Origin of the sequence: Gluconobacter kondonii (assembly GCF_002723995.1) — a bacterium.
Classification (GTDB): Bacteria; Pseudomonadota; Alphaproteobacteria; order Acetobacterales; family Acetobacteraceae; genus Gluconobacter; species Gluconobacter kondonii.
In genome coordinates this window covers 242,442-267,084 of the sequence record NZ_BEWP01000004.1, presented here as the reverse complement: position 1 = coordinate 267,084, position 24,643 = coordinate 242,442, and the positions used below count along the sequence as shown (strand labels likewise).

General features: G+C 61.0%; 19 protein-coding genes and 1 riboswitch. Of the genes, 15 read left to right on the top strand and 4 right to left on the bottom strand.

All coding sequences use genetic code 11. From position 1 onward, the window contains the following. Entirely contained in the window at positions 1 to 795 is a 795-nt protein-coding gene (locus tag GKO01_RS06550) for a prepilin peptidase (RefSeq protein ID WP_099286363.1), read from the bottom strand. 85 nt (positions 796 to 880) lie between these two features. On the opposite strand from GKO01_RS06550, the gene GKO01_RS06545 reads away from it, so the two are divergent. The 8 genes from GKO01_RS06545 to GKO01_RS06510 all read left to right on the top strand — a co-directional run bounded on the left by GKO01_RS06545 (position 881) and on the right by GKO01_RS06510 (position 9,194). Then, entirely contained in the window at positions 881 to 2,572 is a 1,692-nt protein-coding gene (locus GKO01_RS06545) for a GspE/PulE family protein (RefSeq protein WP_099286312.1), read from the top strand. Further along, positions 2,569 to 3,819, top strand: a complete 1,251-nt coding sequence (locus tag GKO01_RS06540; RefSeq protein WP_099286311.1) for a type II secretion system F family protein — start codon at positions 2,569 to 2,571, stop codon at positions 3,817 to 3,819. The genes GKO01_RS06545 and GKO01_RS06540 overlap by 4 nt, the downstream gene beginning before the upstream one ends. Continuing rightward, positions 3,803 to 4,270, top strand: a complete 468-nt coding sequence (locus GKO01_RS06535; RefSeq protein WP_099286310.1) for a pilus assembly FimT family protein — start codon at positions 3,803 to 3,805, stop codon at positions 4,268 to 4,270. Before GKO01_RS06540 ends, GKO01_RS06535 begins: the two co-directional genes overlap by 17 nt. Then, positions 4,260 to 4,673 (top strand): type IV pilus modification PilV family protein, encoded by a 414-nt coding sequence (locus GKO01_RS06530; protein WP_099286309.1) that lies wholly within the window; start codon positions 4,260 to 4,262, stop codon positions 4,671 to 4,673. Before GKO01_RS06535 ends, GKO01_RS06530 begins: the two co-directional genes overlap by 11 nt. Beyond that, the gene (locus tag GKO01_RS06525) at positions 4,670 to 5,269 is read left to right on the top strand and encodes a prepilin-type N-terminal cleavage/methylation domain-containing protein (RefSeq protein ID WP_099286308.1); all 600 of its coding nucleotides are present in this window, start codon (positions 4,670 to 4,672) and stop codon (positions 5,267 to 5,269) included. Before GKO01_RS06530 ends, GKO01_RS06525 begins: the two co-directional genes overlap by 4 nt. 46 nt (positions 5,270 to 5,315) lie before the next feature. Next, complete coding sequence (locus GKO01_RS06520) at positions 5,316 to 5,828, top strand: hypothetical protein (protein ID WP_099286307.1); 513 nt, start codon at positions 5,316 to 5,318, stop codon at positions 5,826 to 5,828. A 349-nt stretch (positions 5,829 to 6,177) separates the two neighbouring features. After that, positions 6,178 to 7,854 (top strand): phospholipase C, encoded by a 1,677-nt coding sequence (locus GKO01_RS06515; protein ID WP_373319087.1) that lies wholly within the window; start codon positions 6,178 to 6,180, stop codon positions 7,852 to 7,854. Positions 7,855 to 7,859: 5 nt separating this feature from the next. Then, on the top strand, positions 7,860 to 9,194 hold the full coding sequence (locus GKO01_RS06510; RefSeq protein WP_244901359.1) for a cytochrome-c peroxidase: 1,335 nt from the start codon (positions 7,860 to 7,862) through the stop codon (positions 9,192 to 9,194). Positions 9,195 to 9,253: 59 nt separating this feature from the next. On the opposite strand, the gene GKO01_RS06505 is transcribed toward GKO01_RS06510, so the two are convergent. Genes GKO01_RS06505 through GKO01_RS06495 form a run of 3 tightly spaced genes read right to left on the bottom strand, consistent with a single transcriptional unit; the run spans position 9,254 to position 17,998 of the window. Further along, positions 9,254 to 11,551 (bottom strand): GH92 family glycosyl hydrolase, encoded by a 2,298-nt coding sequence (locus GKO01_RS06505; protein WP_099286305.1) that lies wholly within the window; start codon positions 11,549 to 11,551, stop codon positions 9,254 to 9,256. 30 nt (positions 11,552 to 11,581) lie between these two features. Further along, a complete protein-coding gene (locus GKO01_RS06500; protein ID WP_244901358.1) occupies positions 11,582 to 14,887 on the bottom strand; it encodes a GH92 family glycosyl hydrolase in 3,306 nt (1,101 codons plus the stop codon). A gap of 51 nt (positions 14,888 to 14,938) precedes the next feature. Next, positions 14,939 to 17,998, bottom strand: a complete 3,060-nt coding sequence (locus tag GKO01_RS06495; RefSeq protein ID WP_167383439.1) for a TonB-dependent receptor plug domain-containing protein — start codon at positions 17,996 to 17,998, stop codon at positions 14,939 to 14,941. 417 nt (positions 17,999 to 18,415) lie between these two features. Further along, positions 18,416 to 18,549: riboswitch (TPP riboswitch) on the top strand. Between the two features lie 112 nt (positions 18,550 to 18,661). Here GKO01_RS06495 and thiC point away from each other — a divergent pair. From thiC to GKO01_RS06460, 7 genes are read left to right on the top strand one after another with little or no spacing between them, the layout of a single operon-like run. After that, positions 18,662 to 20,455, top strand: coding sequence for a phosphomethylpyrimidine synthase ThiC (gene thiC, locus GKO01_RS06490; RefSeq protein ID WP_099286302.1), 1,794 nt, complete (start codon positions 18,662 to 18,664; stop codon positions 20,453 to 20,455). After that, complete coding sequence (locus GKO01_RS06485; protein ID WP_099286301.1) at positions 20,452 to 21,390, top strand: FAD-dependent oxidoreductase; 939 nt, start codon at positions 20,452 to 20,454, stop codon at positions 21,388 to 21,390. The genes thiC and GKO01_RS06485 overlap by 4 nt, the downstream gene beginning before the upstream one ends. Further along, on the top strand, positions 21,380 to 21,577 hold the full coding sequence (thiS, locus tag GKO01_RS06480) for a sulfur carrier protein ThiS (RefSeq protein WP_099286361.1): 198 nt from the start codon (positions 21,380 to 21,382) through the stop codon (positions 21,575 to 21,577). Before GKO01_RS06485 ends, thiS begins: the two co-directional genes overlap by 11 nt. 1 nt (position 21,578) lies before the next feature. Beyond that, entirely contained in the window at positions 21,579 to 22,337 is a 759-nt protein-coding gene (locus GKO01_RS06475) for a thiazole synthase (protein WP_099286300.1), read from the top strand. Further along, positions 22,334 to 22,948, top strand: a complete 615-nt coding sequence (locus GKO01_RS06470; protein WP_244901357.1) for a thiamine phosphate synthase — start codon at positions 22,334 to 22,336, stop codon at positions 22,946 to 22,948. Before GKO01_RS06475 ends, GKO01_RS06470 begins: the two co-directional genes overlap by 4 nt. Continuing rightward, entirely contained in the window at positions 22,945 to 23,907 is a 963-nt protein-coding gene (locus GKO01_RS06465; protein ID WP_244901356.1) for a HesA/MoeB/ThiF family protein, read from the top strand. The genes GKO01_RS06470 and GKO01_RS06465 overlap by 4 nt, the downstream gene beginning before the upstream one ends. Continuing rightward, positions 23,904 to 24,635: a hydroxymethylpyrimidine/phosphomethylpyrimidine kinase family protein gene (locus tag GKO01_RS06460; protein ID WP_099286298.1), complete on the top strand. Its 732-nt coding sequence runs from the start codon at positions 23,904 to 23,906 to the stop codon at positions 24,633 to 24,635. Before GKO01_RS06465 ends, GKO01_RS06460 begins: the two co-directional genes overlap by 4 nt. The last annotated feature ends 8 nt before the right edge of the window (positions 24,636 to 24,643 follow it).

Here is a 24,643-nt window from a genome sequence, read left to right as displayed (position 1 = left end):
TCACGAACGACACAGCATGAGACGCGCCAGCCAGATCGCCGCGGCAAGGCACGGGCCAAAGGGAACAAGGATCGTCATGTTGAAGCGCCCCGAGCGCATGGCCGTTGCCAGAGCCAGCACGATACCGAAGGCCGAACCCGCACCGATGACGACTGGCAGCGCGCCCAGCCCGACCCAGGCTCCGCCCATGGCCAGAAGTTTGACGTCCCCACCTCCGAGGCCCTGCCTGTGACGGATCATCCGGTATCCGGCGGCAATGAGCGCGAAGATCAGCCACCCAGCCGCACTGCCGAGCGCACGGTCCAGTGCGCCGTCCGTTCCGGCTGTGGCATATCCTTCCACAAGCCCCATCAGAAGCAGCGGCAGCGTCAGCATGTCGGGAAGCCGCAGGCAGGTCAGGTCAATCACGGACAGGGCCAGCAACCCCCAGCCAAGGATGCAGTCTCCTACAAAGGGCAGCGCGTCCCAGTCGGCCAGTTGGAAGGGAAGATCCTGAAAATGACCGGCGATCACGCGGGCCAGAAGGGCCATGGCGGGCACGGTGAGCGCTGCAAGTTCGATCCAGAGATGCTCTGGGGCAATCCGGCTCTTGCAGTGACGGCATCGCCCCTTCTGCGCCACATAGGACAGGATCGGGATCAGGTCGCGGGCAGACAGCGGAACACGGCAGCTTTCACAATGCGAGCGGCCGGAGACCACGGTTTCCCCCCTCGGAATCCGGCGTATGAGCACGCCCAGAAAACTCCCCGCAACCGGGGCCAGAAGGAAGATGGCAACAAGCAGGGAAACGGTCATGGCGGTGGGACACTGGCGGATTTGCAATCGCACGACAAGCTCATGAGAAGCGTCCGTCTGTCTCGCAAGACCGCGGGAGTTTTGCATGGTTTCGGCTGATGCGCGCCTTGAGGCTGCTCTGAGCGAGCGCGGTGTCTGCGAAGGTCGCGCGTTGGAGCGGGCCCGGAACGTCGCGACCGAGACAGGACAGTCTCTGGCGCTTGTTCTGCTCCAGCTCGGTCTGGTCAGCGAAGGCGATCTGGCCGCGACCTATGCCGCTTTGCTGGACGTAACCGTCCTGACACCGGAGGATCTGGCCGCCGTGCTGGAACCGGTCCTGCCCGACGATCTGGGATCACGGTTCCTGCATCAGGCACGGGCTGTCCCGCTGGATCATGCGCAAGGCACATTGCGTTTGGCCATGGCGGATCCGCTGGATGATTACACGTTTGCTGCTGTTCAGCTCGCCACGGGCTTCGACGTCCGGCGTGAGGTGGGACGGCCGTCGGATATCACGGCGGCCCTGAACAGGCTTTATCCTGAGGACGGCGCGGACGGCTCCGAAGGGCAGGGCGCTTTCGATGCGGAAGGGTCTGCTGCTGAGGACGATACGGACCGGCTGAAGGATCTCGCCAGCGAGGCGCCGATCATCCGGCTGGTGAACCAGCTGATTTTTCAGGCCGTGGAAACGCGGGCGTCGGATCTTCATATCGAACCCTTCGAGGACCGGCTTGTGGTTCGGTATCGTTATGACGGCGTGCTGCATGAAGTGGACAGCCAGAGTCCGCGTCTGGCGGCTGCGATCGTGTCGCGCATCAAGATCATGGCCAAGCTGGACATTGCGGAGCGCCGGTTGCCGCAGGACGGGCGCATCAAGCTGGCTGTGCGCGGGCATGAGGTGGATTTCCGGGTCTCGACCGTTCCGTCGCTGCATGGGGAGACGGTTGTCCTGCGCGTTCTGGACCGCACGACCGTCAGTTTCGATTACAGTCGTCTGGGTCTTGCGCCCTCCGTCATCGCGGCGTTCCGCTCTGCGCTGGAGATGCCTAACGGGATTGTTCTGGTGACGGGGCCGACGGGTTCAGGCAAGACCACCACCCTTTATACCGGACTGGCCGGGCTCAATGCGACCGAGCGTAATGTCATGACGGTCGAGGATCCGGTGGAGTATCAACTCTCGGGGATCAACCAGCTTCAGATCAGACCCGCCATTGGGCTGACATTTGCCAGTCTGCTCCGCGCCATTCTGCGTCAGGATCCGGATGTCATCATGGTCGGTGAAATCCGCGATATCGAAACCGTCCAGATTGCCGTTCAAGCGGCTTTGACCGGGCATCTCGTGCTGTCCACCCTGCATACCAATTCGGCTGCGGCTGCGGTGACGCGACTGCGGGATATGGGACTGGAAGACTATCTCATGACGGCCGTTCTGCGCGGTATTCTGGCGCAGAGGCTTGTGCGGCGGCTGTGTGGACACTGTCGCCGTCCCGAAGCTGTCGATCCGGCACTGGCGCAGCGTCTGGGTCTTGATCCGGGGGCGTCGCACACGCTGTGGCATCCGGTCGGCTGTGTGGAGTGTCGTCAGACCGGCTACAGCGGCCGCAGTGCCGTTGCGGAATTCCTTCCGACATCGCGGGAAATTTCCCGCCTCATCATGGCAGGGGCGGACCATTCCGAGATCGAACAGGCAGCCGTGGCGGCAGGAATGGAAACGCTGTTTCAGGCGGGTCTGAGGCTGGCGCTTGAAGGCGAGACGTCCCTTGAAGAGGTTTCGCGCATCATCGGGCATGACGGATGAATACGGCGTCGGGTCCTTCCGAGACGTGGCATTACAGTGCGGTTGGTCCGGACGGGCGGCTGGTGCATGGAGACATGCTTGCCAGCACCGAACAGCAGGTGATGCAGCGGCTGCAACGGCAGAAACTGATGGTCGTGCAGGTTGTGCCCGCAACGCGGCGGGGCGTAGTGCAGGGCGGCGTGCGGATGCTGCTGGGGCGACGCCATACGCTTCGGCTGCGGCCTGCGGAGGTTGCGGATTTTACCCGCAAACTGGCAACCATGCTGACTGCCGGGCTCGATCTGGACCGTGCTCTCAGGTTTCTGGGAGAAACGGCCGTGGGACCGCGCAATGGTCGGGTCATCGGGGCGTTGCGGGACCGGGTCAGGGATGGTGAGGCCTTTGCCGAGGCCCTTGAGACCATGCCCTCCGTCTTTCCAAAACTCTATGTGGGCATGGTCCGGGCCGGGGAAGCGGGGGGCGCGCTGGGCGAGGCTTTGCTGCATCTTTCGGAGCTGCTCGAACGGGAGAGAAAGCTGCGGGCGACCATTCAGTCCGCGATGATCTATCCGGCGGTTCTGGTTGTGGCGTCCGTGTTCTCGATCGTGCTTCTGCTGACGCAGGTGTTGCCGCAGTTCGTGCCTCTGTTTGAGGAAAATGGCGCCACCCTGCCGTTGGCAACGCGGATCGTGATTGCGACGGGCAGTTTCCTGACGCATTGGGGGCTGGTGCTTCTGGCCGCTTTCGGAATTGCGGGCGTCAGTATTCACGCAATACTTCGGAAGCCTGAGCGGCGGCTTGTCTTTGACCGTTTTCTGCTGCGGGTTCCGATCCTTGGATCGCTGCTGTTGGAGATCATGGCGGCCCAGTTTACCCGCACGCTCGGCACGCTGATGCAGAACGGTGTGCCTATCGTGGGGGCTCTGAGAATCACGGAAGGGGTGATTGGCAACACGGCGGGAGCGGCGTGTGTGAGCGAGGCCACGCGGGACATGCGCGAGGGGCGGGGTCTGGCCTATTCTCTGGAGCGGACGAAAGTTTTTCCCGAAACCATGATCCATTTTCTGCGCGTGGGCGAAGAAACAGCGCAGCTTTCAGCCATTGCCCTGCGGTCCGCGGATATTCACGAGGATGCAAGTCGCGTTATCATCCAGCGTCTTCTGGCCATTCTCGTCCCGGCGATTACCATCATCATGGGCGTTCTGGTCGCCGGGATCGTCTCCGCGCTGCTTCTGGCGATGCTGAGCCTCAATGATCTTGCCCATTGACGCGCAGAGCCGGGGGGAGGCCGGTTTTACCCTTCTGGAAATTATGGTGGTGTTGGCAATTGCCGGAATCCTGCTGGGTGTTGCGCTGGAGCGAGGACCGCTGCGCAGTGAGGCCCTGTCCTTTTCCGTGGCGCGGCGACAGGTTGTGGATCTTCTGCATCAGGCGCAGGATCTGTCTGAAACCCGCGGTGAAACCGTGACGGTTCTGCTGGATAGCGCGGATGGGACGTTCCTGACGGTTGAGGGGCACACGCTCCGGACGACGCGCATTCACAAGCCTGCGCGGGTGTTTGTTCCGACGCTCTCTGGCGGGATGATGGCGCGGGCGTCTTACCGGTTCATGGCGGATGGGCGCGTGACGGGAGCGCCGCTGATGGTTGTTTTGGGCCATCATGCTGCCCTTGTCAGCTTCAGCGACGTGACGGGACGGATCCAGATTGATGAGCGCTGAACGACCGGTCCGCACTTTGCGCTCGGATCAGGGCTTCACGCTGCTGGAAGTCATCGTGGCCCTGATGATTGCGGGTTTTGCGCTGGCCGCCATGCTGGGCTCGATCGAAGCGGGACTGGCGGGCGGGGGACGGGCGGATCATGGTCTGCGGTTGCTTTCTGTGGCCCGGTCGCAACTGGATGGTGCATTGGCCATGCCGTCTTTCCGGCCGGGGTCGCAGACCTATGACGTTCCGCCGCATTATCATTCCAGCGTGGATATCCGCCAGATTGCGGCGTCTCCGGCACAGGGGGAGCGGTCACCACTGGGGCTGTTTTCGGTCGAGGTGCGGGTGTGGGAAGACGGCGCGGCGCGGTCTGTGTCCCTGTCGGGGAGGGCAGTCGGGGCTGCGGCGCAGGAGTGAACCCAGATTCGGGAGAAGACGGTTTCACGCTGCTGGAAATTCTGGTCGTGACGGTCGTGTTCGGGCTGTTGTCCGTCGCCCTCTGGCAGGGTGTGGGCGTGGGAACGCGGGGCTGGTCGCAGGCGGAGCGGCGTTATGGAGACGAAGCGACGTTTCAGGGCGCGGAGGATTCTCTGCGCCGTCTGATCGAACGTGCGGAGACGCCCGATGTCCGAAGAGGCTCCGTTTTTTCCGGTGATGCGGAGCGGCTCGGTTTCGTGTCGTGGCTTCCGGAGCAGGGCGGTTACGGCAGGCAGGTTCAGGTGGCGTTTGGCGTGGATGCGGGCAAACGGCTGGTTCTGCGTTGGCGGCGGTTCCGCCGGGCGGACTGCGCCTTGCAACCTGAAATTCCGCACGAAGAAACGCTGGCCCGCGACGTGGGGCGCGTTGAATTTTCCTATTACGGCGTCGTTGAGGGACATTATGTCTGGCAGAAAACATGGGAAAGCCGGGTGCTTCCCCTGCTGGTCCGCATCCGGATGGAGCGCATCGACGGAAGGGAACTCTGGCCCGCCATTCTGGTGCGCCCGCTGCTCGCCGCTCCGGCTGGGGAGTGAGGGCATGAGGGCAGAAAATGCGATCCGTTCAGGGAAGAGGCGTTCCATGATGATGTTGGTACGACGGTTTCAGGTTGGTCTGTTCGGGAGCTTCCTGCTGATGGGGCAGGCTTTTGCCCAACCGTCAAAGGAGCCGCAGAAGGTTGATGTCGATTCTATTCTGGCGCGCCCGCTGTTCGAGCCTGACCGCCAGCCAAAGGACAGGGGCGCTGTGCAGGCGGGTGAGCCGCAGGTTGTGGGTATTTCCGGCCATCCGGGAGGATGGCGGGCGATCGTCCGGACCGGCGCTTCTGGCAGTCGCGGCAAGGTCGTGGCTGTCGGAGACAAGGTGGGCGACTGGAGCATCGCAGAGATCAGTGCGACGGAGGTGATTCTCAGACGCGGGCAAAGTGTGCGGCGCCTTGCCCCGGTTTTTACGAAACATCCTGTTCAGACTGCGCCCCAGCCGCAAGGGGCCACGGCGTCGGTTACGCCACCGGTCGCTCCGTCGGCTCCCCCCATTCCGGGGCAGCCAAAGCCGACGTTTCATTTCGATCCGGCGTCGGGAGAGGCTCCGTGACAGTGATGTGTCAAACGATATCGCTTTTCACGAAACCATAACACTTCTTTCAAAGGCTTTCATTTAGTTAACGCACTGTCTCATCCACTGTGTTGGCGTGGGCCGGTAAAGATGGTGTTCGCCCGAACCTCTGGCACCTTGTTCCGGTCATGCCGTGCATCATGAAAGATTCCGCGACGTGTCTGCGAAGCGCACCAAAATTGCACTGTCCGTTCTTCTCTCCCTGTCCGTTGCCGCTCCTGCCCTCAGCCAGGCCCGTGGCTGGAATCCCTGGAACGATCAAGGACAGAACCAGAATCAGAGTTCATTCCAGCATGGGTCCGAGACGCGGACGCCCATTCGCCATCTCGTGGTGATCTATCAGGAGAACGTCTCCTTCGATCATTACTTCGCCACCTATCCGAAGGCTGCGAACCCCACGGGAGAGCCAGGCTTCAGAGCGCGCCCCGGTACGCCGACAGTCAACAACCTGCTTTCGCAGGGACTGCTGGAGCAGAACCCCAATACCAACACGGCCAACGGATCTGACGCAGCGCTTCCGTTCCGTCTGGATCGCACGCAGGCCAGCACGGCTGACCAGAATCACGCCTATACGGCCGAACAGATGGCCTATGACAACGGCAAGGCGGACCTTTTCCCGCTTTACACGGGTAAGGGCACATCCGGCGGCGTTGGCGCTTTCGGCACCAAGGGGCAGGTTCTCGGCTATTACGATGGCAACACGGTCACGGCGTACTGGCGCTATGCACAGCGCTTTGCCATGAGCGATAATTCCTACACTGACACCTATGGCCCTTCGACGCCGGGTGCGCTTGAAGTCGTTTCCGGCCAGACGAATGGTCTGAAGCTGTTGGCGACCACGCAGAAGCCGTCCACCGTTGCCAAGTCGTCCGCCTATGTGGCTGACGGACAGGGTGGCTGGACGATGGTCAACGACATCGACCCCGGCTACGACGCCTGCTCCTCCACGACCAATCAGGGCATGATGACGGGTCGTAATATCGGCGATCTGCTGAACGAGCGTGGCATTACCTGGGGCGGCTTCATGGGGGGCTTTGACCTCACCGCTTCCAATACGGACGGGTCCACGGGTTGCTCGCGCACGACATACTCCAGCATCGTGTCCGAAAATGTTGCGGACTATATCCCGCATCATAACTGGTTCCAGTATTACCTCAGCACGTCCAACCCGACCCATGCCCGCCCGGCCTCGGTCAATTCCATCGGATACAGCTACGTTCCGGGGACGGCGAAAAAGGAACCGGCAAATCATGAATATGATCTGAAGGATTTCTACGCTGCCGTGAAAGCCGGCAATCTTCCTGCGGTGTCTTTCGTGAAGCTCCCGGCCTATCAGGACGGTCACGCTGGCTATTCCGACCCGCTGGACGAGCAGGTTGGCGTGGTTGATGTGGTCAATGCCGTTCAGAAGCTGCCGGAATGGCAAGATACGGCGATCCTGATCGCTTATGATGACTCCGACGGCTGGTATGACCATGCCTATGTCGCGCCGACACATGGCTCTTTCGATGCTGCTGCGGACCAGCTGGGTGGCGCGGGCATCTGCGGTACCGGTACGGCTCCGACAGGTGTTGGCGGAAAGCCGGTCAATGGTCGTTGCGGACCCGGCACGCGTATCCCGCTGATCGTCATTTCGCCTTGGGCCAAGCAGAACTTCGTCAGCCATACCCTGACGACCCAGGCGTCCATCGCGCGCTTCATTGAAGACAACTGGCTCGGCGGCAAGCGTCTGGGACAGGGGTCCTTTGACGCCACGGCTGGCAAGATCGACGATCTGTTCGACTTCCGTCACGACCCCAACACGGAAACGCTTGAACTCGACGATAACACGGGCGATATCGTTGCCACCCGTCACCCCCATCATGGCGGCGGCCATCATCCTTTCGGGCATGATGACTCACCGTTCGGCCATCACTCGGGTGACACGGCGTCCAACGACAACGCGCAGGGTTATTTCTCCTCCCTGCTGTCCTCGATCTTCTCCATGTTCTCGCGCTACCTCTGATCTTTATGCCCGATTTTCACCATCGGATGCGGCCCGTTCTGGGTCGCATCACTCTTCTGGCGTTTCTCTGGACGGGAAGTGCTCTGGCGCAGCAGACTGGCTCCTGCCTTCCCGCAGAGGATGGTAGCAATCCCTGTCCTGTGTCGTTGCGGAGACCGGATGTTCATCCGCTCTCCCAGATGGCGGAAATCGGGAAACAGATCTTTCATGATCCTCTAATTTCCGGGTCTGGCCGACTGTCCTGCGCGTCGTGTCATGAACCCGGAAATCATTACGCATCTTCGGCTGCAACACCTGTTTTTCTGGGCGGCGCGCATCTGGATCTTCAGGGACGGCGCTCCATTCCGACCCTGACCTATGCCGAGCGGAGCCCCAATTTCAGCATCGGTCCTGATAATCCGACCAGCGAAGCCGCGCCCGCCATTGTGGCCAATGCCGCGGCTACGCAGCGCGGTGGAAAAAATGCGGCCAATCCGGGCGCTGCATCAGCGAACATGGTGCCGCAGGGTGGCCTGTTCTGGGATGGTCGCGCCGACACCTTGCAGGAGCAGGCCCTCGGCCCGCTTTACGATCCCGCCGAAATGGCATCGACGCCTGAAAAGGTGACGGATCGCGTCATCCATGCGCCTTATTCGGACACACTGAAACAGCTTGCGGGTGCTGGCGCCAACGCCTCCTCTTCGCTCCTGCTGGCCGAGGCGATTTTTGCCATGGCCCGGTATCAGATCGAAGACCCGGCCTTTCATCGCTACAACAGTAAATTCGATGGATGGCTCGAAGGGCATGAAAAATTCTCCCCTCTGGAACGGGAGGGATATCTGGCGTTCAATGATCCCGCAAAAGGCAATTGTGCGGCATGTCATGTCGATACGGTCGCCAGCACGCGCCTGCCGCCACTGTTCACGGATCACCAGTACGAAGCTCTGGGAGCGCCGCGCAACATGGCGCTCAAGGCCAATCACAACCCGTCTTCCTATGATCTCGGGGTCTGTGATCGTCAGCCTGACGGACGAACGGCTCTGAGTCTTTACTGCGGGATGTTCACCACGCCGACGCTGCGCAACGTGGCTACCCGCAAGGTCTTTTTTCATAACGGGGTTTTTCGTTCGCTGGAGGACGTACTTGATTTCTACGCCCTGCGCGACCTTGAACCCAAACGCTTCTATCCGGTTTCAAAGACCGGGCATGTCGAGGCGTACAACGATCTCCCGGCCCAGTATCGCGCCAATCTGGACACGACCGACGCTCCATTCGATCGCAAACCCGGCGAGCAGCCCGCTATGACCCCGCATGATCGCGAGGCCATTATTGCGTTTCTCAAAACCCTGACGGACCGCTGAAGGAAACAGCTTAGCAGTCCGGAATATCGTCAAGAGATTTCACAGGTTTTTGGCAAGGCTTATGCAGGTGGCTGTGCCTGCATCACGAAGTGCAGTTCGCCGCCTGCGAGAACGTCCTGCTGATGCAGGAACGGTGTGCTGAGGGGCTGACCGTTGAGTGTCATTTTGCCAACGTAGGGATGGGCGTCGTCCAGATTGTCGGCTGTGACCGTGAAATCATGTCCGTTGCCCAGATGCATGGTTGCGCGGGAGACGAAGGGCCGACCGATTGCATATTCCTGACTGGCCGGGGCGACAGGATAGAAACCCATGGCCGTGAACAGATACCATGCCGACATCTGCCCCAGATCGTCATTGCCCGCCAGACCGTCGGGGCGCAGAGCGTATTGCGTTTGCATGATCTGCGTCAGGCGCTGCTGCGTTTTCCACGGGGCACCTGCGTAGTCGTAAAGATAGGCGACATGATGGTCGGGCTCGTTGCCGTGTGCGTACCAGCCGATCAGACCGCTAATGTCTTCGACATTCTTGAAAATCGCAGGATCGACCTTCGTGTCGAACAGTTCGTCGATCCGGGCCGTGAATTTTTCACGCCCGCCCAGGACCTTTATCAGGCCCGGAATATTCTGCGGCACATACCACGAATACTGCCAGGCATTGCCTTCAGTATAGTCGCTTCCATAAGCAGCGGCGGCGGGAGTGAAGGGCGTGTGGAACGCGCCTGAGGATGTGCGGGCGCGCATGAAGCGCGTTTCGGGGTCCCAGACTTTCCGCCAGTTGTCGGAGCGCTTTTCAAACGTGCGCGCCACATCGGTTTTACCCATCGCGCGCGCCATGCGGGCCAGTGCCCAGTCGTCATAGGCATATTCCAGTGTCTTGGAGGCGCCTTCAGGCTCTTTGTCGATCGGGACGTAGCCGATTTTCATGTAGTCGGTCAGGTCGCCGTAAGGTCCGTAAGTTGCGCTGCGGATCATGCCCTTGAGCGCAGCGTCGGCATCAAAGCCGCGCACGCCCGCCAGATACGCATCTGCAATGACCGGTACGGCGTGATAGCCGATCATGCACCAGGTTTCGAGACCCTGATACGCCCAGACCGGCAGCAGGCCGAACGGACTGGTCTGCTGGGATGCGATGAGCGAGCGGATGAAATGTGAACTCATATCGGGACGCAGGATGGCCAGAAGTGGCTGCTGCGCGCGGTAAACGTCCCACATTGACCATGTTGAGTAGAACTCGAACCCGTCCGCGCGGTGGCGCTGATAGTCCGGGCCGGTGAAGTCGCCGTTGGCATCCATGCTGAGCGTGGGGGCCAGCATGACGTGATAGAGCGCGGTATAAAACTGCGTCCGCTGATCCGGCGTGCCCTGCATGTCGATGACCGACAGGGCCTTGTTCCATGCGCCCAGAGCCGTGTTTTGCTGTGCGTCGAAATCCCAGCCCTGTCCCTCGCTGTCGAGATTGGCGACGGCGTTTTCTTCGCTGACCGGAGAGATGGATGTTTTGACGAGGAGCGGCTCTTTCAGGCGTCCGAAATCGAACACGCCTTCCAGTTCGCGGCCATTCTGTGCTTCATGATCGACAGGGTGGTTTCCGGGGCCGCCGAAGCCGCGATAGGCCACTTTCGTTTCGCGGTTATACAGTGTGCGTTCCGTCATGGGTTTTGAAAAACGCATGGCAAAACACAGGGTCCGCCCCGGTGCCCAGCCTCGCGTCGTCCGGCAGCCCGAGACCATGCCATCGGCAGCAACATGCAGGCGCGCCCACAGAACCTTGCCCGGATAATCGTAGATGCTGGGCCTAAGGTCCAGCAGCAGATGGGCGGGTTTGCCTTTGGGGAACGTATAGCGGTGCCAGCCGACGCGGCGGGAGGCGCTCAGTTCGGCGCGGATTTTATAGTCGTCGAGCGTGACGGCGTAATAGCCCGGAGTTTCCACTTCTGTGGTGTGGCGGAAGCGGGAGCGGTATCCGCTTTCCGGCACGGCGGCATCGCCGGGCTCCAGCCGCACGTCGCCCGCAATGGGCATCACCAACACGTCGCCCAGATCGGAATGGCCCGCGCCCGAGAAATGGGTGTGCGAGAAGCCCATAATCGTCGGGTCGTCATACTGGTAGCCCGCCGCCCAGGCATAGGCGTGATGGAAATCCGTCATCGCGGTATCGGGGGAAAGCTGGATCATTCCGAACGGCACGGTGGCACCCGGATAGGTATGTCCGGCCCCTCCGGTTCCGATGCGCGGATCTACCGCAGAGGCGGGAGAGCCTTGTGGTGGCGGTGTGGTCTGGGCATGGACGGGCAGGGACGCCGTTCCGGACAGGAGAGTTGCGGCCAGAAGGCTTCGGGCGAGTATGGAAAGCGACATAAGGGCTTGGGGCTCCGGGAAATGAAACTTTCAGGGGGATGGGGGCTGCGCGTGGCCCAGCAGTTCAAATTCTCCGGCCTCGGCAGAAGCGGGCTGGAGCACATGCCAGCGATACAGTCTGTGCGGTGTACGGTCGGGTAGAAGGAATGGGCGTGTCTGGTGTTTCCAGGGGAATGTTTCGTTCTCGCGATGGTCGATTTTCTGCCACGTCTTCCCGTCATCCGAAACCAGTTCGTCCCATGCGGATGGAGCATGATCGGGCGTGTCGGTGGAGGTGAGCGTATAGGCCAGCGCTGAGGCTCCGGCAGGGAGTGTGACGGTGACGTCCGTGGTTCCGATGGAAGCGGAGGTCTGGGCGTCGTTGTCGAACAGTGCCTCCGGTCCGGTATGGATCGCCCCGGCGATATCGGTCAGATCGACCGCAGGGTCAGGGCTGTGCCCGGCCGGGGTCAGTGAGGGCAGCGACGCTTCTGGCGCGGTTCCCCAGTGTGACGGATGCGGCCCCATGCGGAACAGCAGGTCGCCTCCGTTCGCGATATCGTCATGGCCCAGCCACCAGCGCGTGAGCAGTTTGCCGTTCAGGCTGACGGACTGGACGAAGCGGTTGCGGTCACTGATGCCGGGCGCGCGGACTGTCAGGATGTGTCCTTTGCCAAGCGTCAGACGCATGGTCTCAAAGCGCGGCGCGCCGATGGCGTAAGTCGGCGTGCCCATGCGCAGCGGGTAGAACCCCGCCGCGCTGAAGACCCACCAGGCCGACATTTCGCCGTTATCCTCATCGCCCGGATAGCCCTGACCGATCGCCGTGCCGCGATACAGGCGGTTCATGACGTCGCGGATTTTATCCTGTGCCTTCCAGGGCTGACCGGCGGTGTCGTACATGTAGAGGATATGATGGGCGGGCTGGTTGCTGTGGCTGTATTGGCCCATGCGGATGTCGTGCATTTCCCGCATTTCGTGGATTACGCCGCCATAGGCTCCGGTGTGATAAATGCCGGGTGTGGCGAAATAGGCGTCTAGCTTGCGCGCCAGTCCGTCGCGCCCGCCATAGAGGCTGGCCAGTCCCTGCCCGTCCTGAACGGGATCGAAGGCCATGGTCCAGGCGTTCGTCTCGGTATAGTCGCCACCCCAGGCGAGTGGATCGAACTGCTCTTTCGGGACTCTCCACTGTCCGTCCGGGCGGCGACCAACGAAAAACCCGACATCGCGGTCGAACAGATGGACGTAGTTCAGAGCCCGGTTGTGCAGATACCAGCTTTCCGCGGCGTAATCGGCTTTTGTCGCATCGGGTGTGGAGGCGGACAGGGAGGCAGCCATTTCACCCAGAGCAAAATCATTGAGCGTGGCGGCATTGGACCATGACAGGGCTTCGTCCGTATCGGTGTCGGTATAGCCTCGGAACATGGAGCGGTTGAGGCCCTTGCGGCCGACGCCCGGATTGTCTGGCATGACTGTCGCATCCTTCAGGCCTGCGCGATAGAAAGCCGCGGCATCGAAGTTGCAGACATGCTTGGCGTAGGCGTCCGCAAAGGCAACGTCTGCGCTCGTTCCGGTCATGAGGTCGGCATAGCCGGGGGAGGACCAGCGCGCGATCCAGCCGCCCTCGCGGTATTGCTGCACGAAGCCGTCGATCAACTGGCCGTCTTCCTCGGGTGTCAGCAGCGCATAGGCGGGCCATGCCGTGCGGTATGTGTCCCAGAAGCCGTTATTGACGTAGAGCGGACCGTCCAGAATCGGAACGCCGGTCTGCGTCGGGCCGTCGGGATGCTGTCGAGGCTGAAACGGACTGGCATGTTGCAGATGCGGCGCCTCCATTGTGCCGACATTTTCTGCCGCGTTGTTGGGGTAGAGATACAGCCGGTACAGATTGCCGTAGAGCGTGCTCTGCTCGTCGAGAGGTGCGCCGGGGATCTGGACACGGTCCAGCCTGCTGTTCCACGCGGCTTTCGCGCTCTGGGCGACTGTTTCCAGTGTGGCGCCGGGCGGGAGTTCGAGCGCGAGATTGTGCCGCGCCTGATCGAGACTGATGAGCGAGGTTGCGATCCGGATCGTGACCGTGGGGTTGGCTGTGGTGTCGAAGGCTGCCCAGGCTTGCACATCGTCGCGTTTCTGACCGGTCAGGCGGCCTTGTGCGACGGCGGGACGGTCAAATTCCAGATGGACATACATCCGGCTTGCGCCCGTGGAGAGGTCGCTGGCGACATCCGTGTAGCCGTCCGCACTGCGTCCGTCCGGAGCGATCTTCAGGCGGCCCTGATGGGTGATGTTGTCGAACACGACCTGTCCGCGCGTTGTGCCGTCGGGATAGCGAAAGCGCAGGATCGCCGCGTGATCGGTCGGGGACATCTCTGCCGTGATTTCGTTATCAAGCGTGACGGCATAACGGTAGGGCAGGGCGGTTTCGTGGTCGTGCGTGAAGCCGATGGCGCGTGCGGTCCGGTCTGCGGAAGGCGCGTCGGGTCCGAGGGCGGGCATGATCTGGAAGGTGTTGCGATCGCCCATCCACGGACTGGGTTCGTGGCTGAGGGAGAGAGCTTCGAGACGCGGATGGTTATCGGGGCCGTTGCGTTCCTGATACTGGTAAAGCCAGTTGGAATTGCCCCGCGTTACGGGTGTCCAGAAGTTGAACCCGTGCGGGACGGCTACAGCGGGGAAGTTGTTTCCGCGCGAATAATGGCCGTTCGCATTGGTGCCGCGTCGCGTGTCCACGAGGTCGGCGGGCGTCAGGCTGGTTTGATCGGGGATATTGGTGATGGAGGCTGCATCGAGATAGACGCGGCGTGTTGTGCCCTTTGGCGCGCGGGACGTCAGTTCAACGGCTGCGACAGTCCGGCCTGCGGCGATGTTGCCGAGAGGCACGTCCACGAGCGTCCACTGGTTGGGGTAGAGTGCGCGGCCTGCGCCCTGACCCTGTGGTGTCAGGGCGGCGCCGGAAAGATCATGGGCGCCGAGTGTGGAGGCGCGGGTGCCATCGGTGAACAGGATGTCGAGGCTGGTGTACGTGGCGTCGTCCGTCAGGGAGAGCGGGGCGGCGACAGGAAAAATGGCGTAGGTGAGATGCGACTGTCTGTTGATGCGAAGGTTAGAGTTCGGCTTTGCGATGACGGTTCGCAGATCTGTCGCAGTGGTGTCGAGGCGAAGAGTCCGGAGGCCGGTCAGGCCGCTTCCAGCACGGGCCGTGAGGACTTCGTCTTTTGTGGGGCCGTCCGCATCGGACAGGCTCCAGTCCGGGCCGGAGCCTGACTGGAGGGCGAATGGCGCAGGTGCCTCCGCCATGTCGGAGGGCGCGAAGGGGGCTGAAAAGGCTCGGGGCACCCCCATGGCGATTATCGCCATGAGGAATGCCGTGCGCGAAGAGGAGCGCCTGATTGTGTTGTGCATCACGCCTTACAGTGTTGCCGTAACTCCGAAGCGGAAGGCCCGCCCCACGGCACCACTTTGTGCCCAGGAGGAGTTGTAAAGATAGGACCCATAGGTGCCAAAATCATATGGCGCCTTGAAACCGGCCAGATTGTAGATGTTGACGTAGCCGGCCCACTGTTTGTTGAACTGGTAGTTCACGGTCATGTCGAGATCCCAGAAATGGCGGACATTGCACTGGGACGGATAGAAGCTGCTGACGTCCTGATAGAGGGCGTAATTGCAGTTTCCGGCCGTGCCCGGGCCGTCATTGTCTTCCGCCGTGCCGTGATAGCCGCTGGTGTAATAAACCGTGAAAGTCGTCGAGAGTTTGTTCCAGGTGAAGGTGTTCTGCCAGTTGGCGCGCCAGCGGGGCGTTCCGGAGGCTGAGGTCGTGTTCCACGGACCTTCGGTTCCGGCAAAACGTTCAACGCCTACGCCGGGGATGGTCTGGTTGAAGCGGTGGACCCATGTTGCATGGCCGTTGCTGTACCAGTTGATCATCTTCAGCGGGCCGGGCAGACGATGGGTGATCGAAAGATTGAGGTCCACGCCATCCGTCATCATGCTGTTGGCGTTGATGTAGGACGATTCAATGATGCCTGCACGGCGCGGAGCGTCAGGATGCAGCGGGTCCGCAATATCCGGGACGACGGTATTGCCGTCGATCATGACCGTCTGGTTGGTGTTCATGGCCTCGTAGGCCGCCGCCACGGTTGCTGCCGGGGTCGGGTTGGAGACGATGACGTTCTTCTCGCGGATGTACCAGTATTCCGCGCTGAACGTCATCCACGGGAAGGGATGAAAGACCGGACCACCCGTGAAGGTATTGTTTGTCATGGGTTTGAGGTCTGGATTGCCGACGCTCTGGCCGCCGAGGCTGTAAGCCTGTGCGTAGCTGTCCTTGCTGCCGTTGGCATCCAGATGCTGGTTGATCCAGGTCAGGTTCGAAGGGCCATAGGACGTATAGCCAATGGTTGTACCGTTGGTTTCATAGAAACTCGGAACCTGAAAACCCTGCGACCATGTTCCGCGAAGCATGAACTCCTTGCTTGGCTTGAACGTGACGCCGATTTTTGGAGAAAAATGGCTGAAACCCGTGGAATAGGAATCGTAGCGCCCCTGAAAATCGGCGTTCAGCATTTTCACGATGGGGGCGTTCAGTTCAAAATAGCCGGAATAGACGTAACGATGGCCGATCGCGCTGAACGGGTTGATGCTTTCGTACTGGTTGTTGACGTCGGTGGTGTCGACCGGGTTGGCGTTGGGGGCGCTGAAGCCTTCGTAACGGACGTTTGTACCGATTGCGAGGTTCAGCATACCCCCGGGCAGTCGGACGAGCCCCTTGGTGACGGACGCCTGCCAGGAATATTCTTCCGTCTTGGAATGGACGATTTCTGTCGGGGCGATGGCGTTCTTTGCCGCAGTGGAATTGGCGCTCTGATCGACGAAGTTATAGGTGCCGTTCTCAATTGCGTTATTGAGATCGCCAATATTGATGTAGTTGCCATATTTCGTCGAAAGATCGGTATTCATGCCGACCATGCTGGAATCATAGTTCCAGTCACCGCCCCAGCTTGAAGGCTCCCAGCCTGTCAGATGCATGGATCCGCGGTAATTCTGCGAAAACTGCGTGACTTCCGTGGGGTCGATGAAGCGTCCGTAAAGCTGTGCGCTTTCGTTAAGCGACGCATAGGGGTTGTTGGGGTTCAGGGAACCGTCCGGCAGATAGGCCGGAGCGAGCACACCTTTGCTCGTTCCGAGCTGCGATTGTGTGTTGGCATAGAACGCGCTCGGTGTGCCAGTATAATAAGACAGGTTCTGGGAGTAGGTGAACATGCTCACGAGCTTGGCGCGCGGCCCGAGCTTGACCGTAAGATGCGCGGTGGCTTCCACGCGCCGGTCGTAAGGTGAGATCACGCTATATTTCGAGACCGTGTCTTGCTGGCACAGACTGCTGACGGACCCGGTCGGTGTGCCGGTTACATAGCCCGAATGTGCTCCGGACAGGCCATTACAGCCCGAGGTCGGATTGAGTAACTGATAGCCGCTGAGGGACTTGCCGCTGCTGTCGACGGCTTTGGCCACGACGCCTGTGGTCTGCGTGACGGCATTGCTGAATGTTCCATCCGAGCCAAGGATGTTTCCGTCCGCGTTGCCGCCACCGATACCTGTCAGGTTGCTGGTATTGTAAGGATAGCCGAGCTGGCTGTTGGTAATCATGTCATCGGACTGGTATTCTGAATTGACATAGAAATTGTAACCGTCTTTCTCCACGTCGCCCACGCCGTAATTGGCGTAAAGCCGCTGATGGCCGCCATAACCGCCCTGATTGAGGCCGCCTTCGGCGTTGCCCTCGAAGCCCTTGATCTGTTCGCGTGTAATCATGTTGATGACGCCGGCCACGGCGTCAGCACCATAGAGTGCGGAACCGCCATCCTGCTGCACGTCGATGGTCTGAACCAGAGATGCGGGCATCCAGTTCGTATCGACGAAGTTACGCGCACCGTCATCGCCCGCGGGATAGTAGGACAGACGCATACCGTCCATCATCACGAGCGTTGCGGAGGTCTGAAGGCCGCGGAGGGAGGGGGCAGACGCGCCGCCCGCGAAGGCGCCGTTTGCGGAAAAGGCGTTGGTCAGGTTGCCGGAACCGTTGGACGACAGAAGCTGAAGGGCGTCGGTCACGGTTTTGATGCCGCGTTGCTGGAGCTGCTTGGCAGTAATCTGTTCAATCGGGGACGCGCTGCTCAGGTTCTTGTCGTGGAACAATGTGCCCGTGACGACGACGCTTTCTGCGCGGGTCGAATTGACGCTGGTTGCGGCGGCTTTTTGCAGCGTCGCCTTGCGCGACGATGTGGTCGACGCGGTTTTACTCGTAGCAATGCGGCTTTGGGACTTGGCCTGTTTGGAGGCGACAGTACTGTCCTGCGAAGCACTGACGGTTTGTGCCTGCGCCGAGCCGGTGGGTGCTGTGACAGCTGCTCCGGTTAGTGCGGAAAAGGCGAAAAGCATGATGTTTCGACGTGGTGCTGATCTGGCTTTCATAGAAACATAATCCTCACGCTGGGATAGAAAACTTGGGGATTCGTTACTGATTAATGTCATTCCGTAAAAATAACATGATCAGCCTGATAGCTTGGCTTTGGTGATTAAAAAAACTGTTTATTATTTGTTTTTCAATTTAATGTCTTTGTGTTGCTTAAAAGCATAGCTGAGCACAATGTTACATTTCGGAGCAATATCCATATAATGATGTTGTTATTTATCCGGAATAATAAAATTTATGATCTGCGTGTCATGTCCTTGCCAAGAGTTGATGTGTGGATTTTTGAAGGTTTGTGACTGTCCCATACAAAGGTTTCCTCCCGCTTTCGTGAAAGGGAAATGCCATCAAATCTCAGGACAGACAGCCTACGCGTGATCTGTCGGGTCTTGATCTTTCTGCTCTTCTCCAGCACTGTCGAACTCTGTCAGGGGAGTCCCGCCCAGGGGACTGAGAGGCCAATTGGTGACGTCGGGAAACCGGCGCCACGGTGAGGCGACCCTTTGAACCTGACCCAGTTGATGCTGGCGTAGGAAGACCGGAGGGCATGTCCCTCTCGGGCCGATCTGGCCTTTTCCGTGTCCGTGATCGGGCGCTGGGGGCAGCGGCTCCCTTTCTGCCTCACGTTTCTTGGGTCTTTTCGAGTGCGCTTGAGGAGACACCACATGAACGCTTCCATTCCCGCTATTACGACCGGTCCTCTGCCGGCCTCCAGCAAGATCCATGTCCGTGGCGTGCATCATGACATCGCGGTGCCGCTGCGGCAGATTGCGGTTTCGGGTGAATGTCCGCTGAATGTCTATGACAGTTCAGGTCCCTATACCGATCCCGCCGTCAGCATCGACATCGCAAAGGGCCTGTCGGACAACCGGGGAAACTGGCTTCGCGATCGTGGGGACGTGGAAGAGTATGAGGGGCGGACGATCACGGCAGCCGATAACGGTTTTGCACAGGGGGATCGTCTGACTCCGAGCTTTCCGCAGCAGCGTCGTCCCTTGCGGGCTGTTGGGGATCGCGCCGTCACACAGATGGCCTATGCGCGTGCGGGGGTCATCACGCCGGAAATGGAATTCGTCGCCATCCGCGAAAATATCGGCCGGGCGGAAGCCCTGAAAGAGGCGCGCGACGGCGAGGATTTCGGAGCCAGCATCCCGGATTTTGTGACGCCGGAATTCGTGCGGCAGGAAATTGCCTCCGGTCGCGCCATCATTCCCGCCAACATCAATCACCGCGAACTCGAACCGATGATTATTGGCCGGAACTTCCTCGTGAAGATCAATGCCAATATCGGCAACTCGGCTGTGACGTCTTCGATGGAAGAAGAAGTCGAGAAAATGGTGTGGTCCATCCGCTGGGGCGCGGATACGGTCATGGATCTCTCGACGGGTCGTAACATTCACAACATCCGCGACTGGATCATCCGCAACGCGCCCGTGCCGATCGGGACGGTTCCGCTCTATCAGGCGCTGGAGAAGGTCGGGGGAATTGCGGAAGACCTGACATGGGAAATCTTCCGCGACACGCTGATCGAACAGGCGGAGCAGGGGGTGGATTATTTCACCATCCATGCCGGTGTCCGCTTGCACATGATCCCGCTGACAGCCCGCCGCGTGACGGGCATCGTTTCCCGCGGTGGCTCCATCATGGCGAAATGGTGCCTGCATCATCATCGCGAGAGCTTTCTGTATGAGCATTTCGATGAGATCTGCGACATCTGCCGCCGTTACGACGTCTCGTTCTCGCTGGGAGACGGACTGCGCCCTGGCTCGATTGCGGATGCCAATGATGCTGCACAGTTCGCGGAACTGGAAACCCTTGGCGAACTGACAAAAATCGCGTGGGCGAAGGACTGTCAGGTCATGATCGAAGGGCCGGGCCATGTGCCGATGCACAAGATCAAGGCCAACATGGACAAGCAGCTCGAACATTGCCATGAGGCACCGTTCTACACGCTTGGCCCGCTAACGACCGATATTGCGCCGGGTTACGACCACATCACCTCCGCTATTGGTGCGGCCATGATCGGCTGGTTCGGCACGGCGATGCTTTGCTATGTGACCCCCAAGGAACATCTGGGCCTGCCGGACCGGAATGACGTCAAAACCGGCGTCATTACCTACAAGCTCGCAGCGCATGCGGCGGATCTGGCAAAGGGACATCCGGGCGCGCAGATGCGTGACGATGCGCTGTCCCGCGCGCGGTTCGAGTTCCGGTGGGAAGACCAGTTCAATCTGGGCCTTGACCCCGACACGGCGCGCTCCATGCATGACGAGACCCTCCCGAAAGAGGCGCACAAGGTCTCGCATTTCTGCTCGATGTGCGGGCCGAAATTCTGTTCGATGAAGATCTCCCATGACATCCGGGCAGAAGCGGAAAAGCAGGCCGGGATGGAAGAAATGGCCGGGAAGTTCCGGGAAGGCGGGGAGCTTTATGTTCCCGTGACGGAACCGGCGGAATGATCCATTCCGTCCTGGGGGAAGGGGTTGCGGCGCTGTGTTGCGCCACGGCCCTTTCCGACCGGGGTCTTGACGTGGAAGTCATCGTCCCGGAGGGCAGTTCAGAGGCGGCATCGCGGTTTGCGGGGGGAATGCTGGCCCCGTTCTGCGAGGGGGAAAGCGCGCCCGACCTGATCGTGGCGCAGGGGCAGGCGGCGGTGGACTGGTGGGCGGCTCATGTTCCGGGCGTCACAAAGCGTGGCACGCTTGTCGTTGCGCCGCCGCGTGACGGCGCCGAACTGGATCGTTTTGCGCGCGCCACGCAGCAGCACGACTGGGTTGTCCCCGGCGATCTGGAGCCGGATCTGGAGGGGCGGTTTGCACGCGGGCTGTTTTTCCCGACCGAAGCGCATCTGGACCCGCGTAAAGCGCTTGCCAGCCTGCGCGACAGCCTGCTGGCGAAAGGCGTGACTTTCCGTTCTGTGACGCCGCGCGGTTATGTCGTGGACTGCCGGGGGCTAACGGCGCGGGACAGTCTCGCCGATCTGCGTGGCGTGCGGGGGGAAATGCTGATCGTGCATGCCCCGGACGTATCGCTGACGCGGCCGGTCCGGCTGCTGCATCCGCGCTTTCCCTGTTACGTCGTGCCAAGGGATGGGGATCGGTACATGATCGGGGCGACCATGGTGGAAAGCGCCCGGCCCGGCCCGGTGACCGCGCGAGCGGCGATGGAACTGCTTTCGGCGGCCTACACGCTTCATCCGGGCTTTGCCGAGGCCGAAATCCTTGAACTGGGCGCGGGACTGCGTCCGTCCTTTCCGGACAATATTCCGGCAGTGCGCCATGTCGGGGGACGGAGTTACGTCAACGGGATGTACCGCCACGGTTTCCTGATGGCGCCCGTCTGCGCCGAGCAACTGGCGGCAGAACTTGCGGAGATTTATGCGCATGCGGATTGATCTGAATGGCGAGATCGTCAGGACACAGGCCCTGACGCTGGCCGACCTGTTGATCGAACAGGGTTTTGAAGCGCCCTGCGTGGCCACGGCCCTTAACGGCGATTTCATTGCCCGCTCCATGCGTGACGCAACCCGTCTGGACGACGGCATGAAGGTCGAAGTCCTGTCTCCGATGCAGGGAGGCTGACATGTTTTATGGCGTTGATCTGACGTCGCGGCTGATGCTCGGGACGGCACAATATCCGTCGCCCGCGGTTCTGCTGGAGGCGATCGAGGCATCTGGCGCGGAGATCATCACGGTTTCGCTGCGGCGGGAGGGCGCTGCGGGCACGGCGTTCCGGAACATCCTGTCCGAAAGCCGATGCCGCCTGCTGCCCAATACGGCGGGGTGTCATACGGCCCGCGAAGCCGTCACCACGGCCCGTATGGCGCGCGAAGTGTTTGGAACATCGTGGATCAAGCTGGAAGTCATCGGCCATGCCGACACACTCCAGCCGGACCCGTTCGCGCTCGTCGAAGCCGCGCGCGTGCTGTGCGCGGAGGGGTTCGAGGTGTTTCCCTACACGACCGAAGACCTGATCGTGGGAGAAAAACTCCTTGAGGCCGGATGCAAGGTGCTGATGCCGTGGGGCGCGCCGATCGGATCGGGGCAGGGGCTGCGTAATCCTGAAGGTCTGCGAACCATGCGGGCACATTTCACCGGGGTTCCGCTGGTCGTGGACGCGGGGATTGGTGCGCCCAGTCAGGCGGCGCAGGCCATGGAGATGGGGCTGGACGCCATTCTGCTCAATACGGCCGTGGCCAAGGCCGTGGACCCGGCGACCATGGCGCGGGCGTTCGGTCGCGCCATTCAGGCGGGGCGGGACGCGTTCGAGGCCGGGCTGATGCCCAGACGGGACATGGCCTGCGCCTCGACGCCGGTCTTCGGTCTGGCGGAGCTGGCATGATGACGGCGCTTGACCCGTTTTATCTTCTGGTGGGAGACGTTTCGCTCCTTGAAACGCTGCTGCCCTGTGGTGTGCGTCTGGTTCAGCTTCGGCTGAAGGACAAGCCGGACGCAGAGCTCCGCCGTCAGATCCGCCATGCCTGGGCACTCTGCGCCCTTCATGGCGCGCAGCTTGTCATCAATGATTACTGGCGTCTGGCGCTGGAACTGGGGTGCGATTTCGTCCATCTCGGGCAGGAAGACATGGAAACCGCCGATTTTGACGCTCTGCGGCGTGCGGGCATCCGGTTCGGACTGTCCACCCATGATCCAGCGGAGCTTGAACGCGCTCTGTCTTTCAAACCGGCCTATGTCGCACTCGGCCCCGTCTATCCGACATTGCTGAAGAAAATGAAATGGGGGCCGCAGGGGCTGGAGCGCGTCCGGGACTGGAAAACCCGTGCCGGGGATACGCCACTGGTCGCCATCGGCGGCCTCACGCCGGAGCGTTTGGAAGGGGTTTTTGCAGCAGGGGCGGACAGTGCGGCGGTTGTGACGGACATCCAGCAGGCCGAAGACCCGGTGGCGCGCTGTCGGGAATGGATCGTCGCGACGCAGGCCTACAGACAATGAGCCGTTATTCGCGACAGACCGGACTTTTTCCGCAGGGTGCGGCGGATCAGAAGCGCCTTTTGGAAGCCCATGTTCTGGTCGTGGGCGCAGGTGGTCTGGGCGCGACTGTTCTGCCCGCGCTTGTCGGTGTTGGATGCGGACGGATCACGGTGGTCGATCATGACCGTGTGGATGAGAGCAACCTGCATCGCCAGACGCTCTTTCGCATGGACGATATCGGCCGCTTCAAGGCCGCCTGCGTGGCCGATCGGCTGTCGGATCTGAACCCGGACTGTCAGATCGTACCCGTGGCGCAGCGTCTGGAACCGACACTGGCCCGGCGTCTTCTGACGGATGTGTCCGTTGTCGTGGATGCGGCGGACAGCGTGGCCGTCACTTATCTGCTGTCCGATCTGTGTGTTGAAGCTGGCCTTCCCCTCGTGAGTGCTTCGGTGCTTGGGCGGTCGGGCTATGCGGGTGCGTTCTGTGGTACGGCACCGGATTACCGGGCTGTTTTCCCGGATCTTCCCGCTATTCTGCCGAATTGTGCGGAAGCCGGGGTAATGGGGCCTGCTGTTGCAGCGCTTGGGGCCATACAGGCGCAGATGGTGCTCTCCGTTCTGCTTGAGACGCAGCCCTCTCCGCTGGGGCAGATGATGACGCTGGATCTGGAACGCTGGAGAAGTTCGTCTTTCCGGTTCGATACGGCGGTTTCCGCCGAAAATGAGGGTCCCTTTATTCTCGGGCTTGAGGACATCAGCGCAGAAGACCGCGTTTTCGATCTACGGGGGCTGGAAGAACAGGGACCGCCCTCCGTGTCCTGGGCCGTTCGCGGGCCGATTGAGCATCCCGAAACTCTGCCTGAAGGGCCAGGCAGGACCGTCTTTGTCTGTGCGAGTGGTCTGCGGGCGTGGCGGGCCGCCAAACGCTTTTCCGCGCAGGCGGGTGTGCCTGCGTTCATTGCGACGACGGGACGATGACGCAGCCTGTTCTTCTGATCGGGGGGATGGATTCCAGCGGGGGCGCTGGTCTTGCACGGGATCTACTCGCTGTGCAGGCGTCCGGACAGACCGCACGTCTTGCCGTCACCGCCGTCACGGCACAGACCGATCGTCGCGTTCTGGCGGTGGAGCCCGTCGCTCCATCGCTTCTGGCCGCGCAGATTGAAGCAGCGCTGGAGGCGGGGATCGGGGCCGTCAAGATCGGGGCCCTGTTCAATGCGCCTCTGATCCGTGTTGTCGCAGCGCTTCTGCCAGATGTTCCGGTGGTTCTGGACCCGGTGCTCTGTTCAAGTTCCGGTCATGCGCTGCTGGACCCGGAGGGGGCGCAGGCCTTGATCGCCCTGCTTCTGCCCCGCACTACTATTCTTACTCCCAATCTGCCGGAACTTGCGGCGCTGGCTGCTGCACTGGGAATGGCTCCGGCGGTGGAACGCGAGGAAATCGTCAACGCGCTGCTGTCTCGGGGCTGTCGGAGCGTTCTTCTCAAGGGCGGGCATGATCTGCCGTCTTCGGTTTCTGAGGATGTCCTGTATGAAACGGGTTCTCCTCCCGTGGCTTTCCGTTCTCCCCGTTTTGCATTCGAGTTGAGGGGAACGGGCTGTCAGCTTGCCAGCGCTCTGGCGGCGGGACTGGTCATGGGGCAAGATCTACCCGAGGCTATCCGGGCTGCGCGTTGCGGAGTTGAAGAGCGTTTCCGCAACGCCTGAAAAGTAGT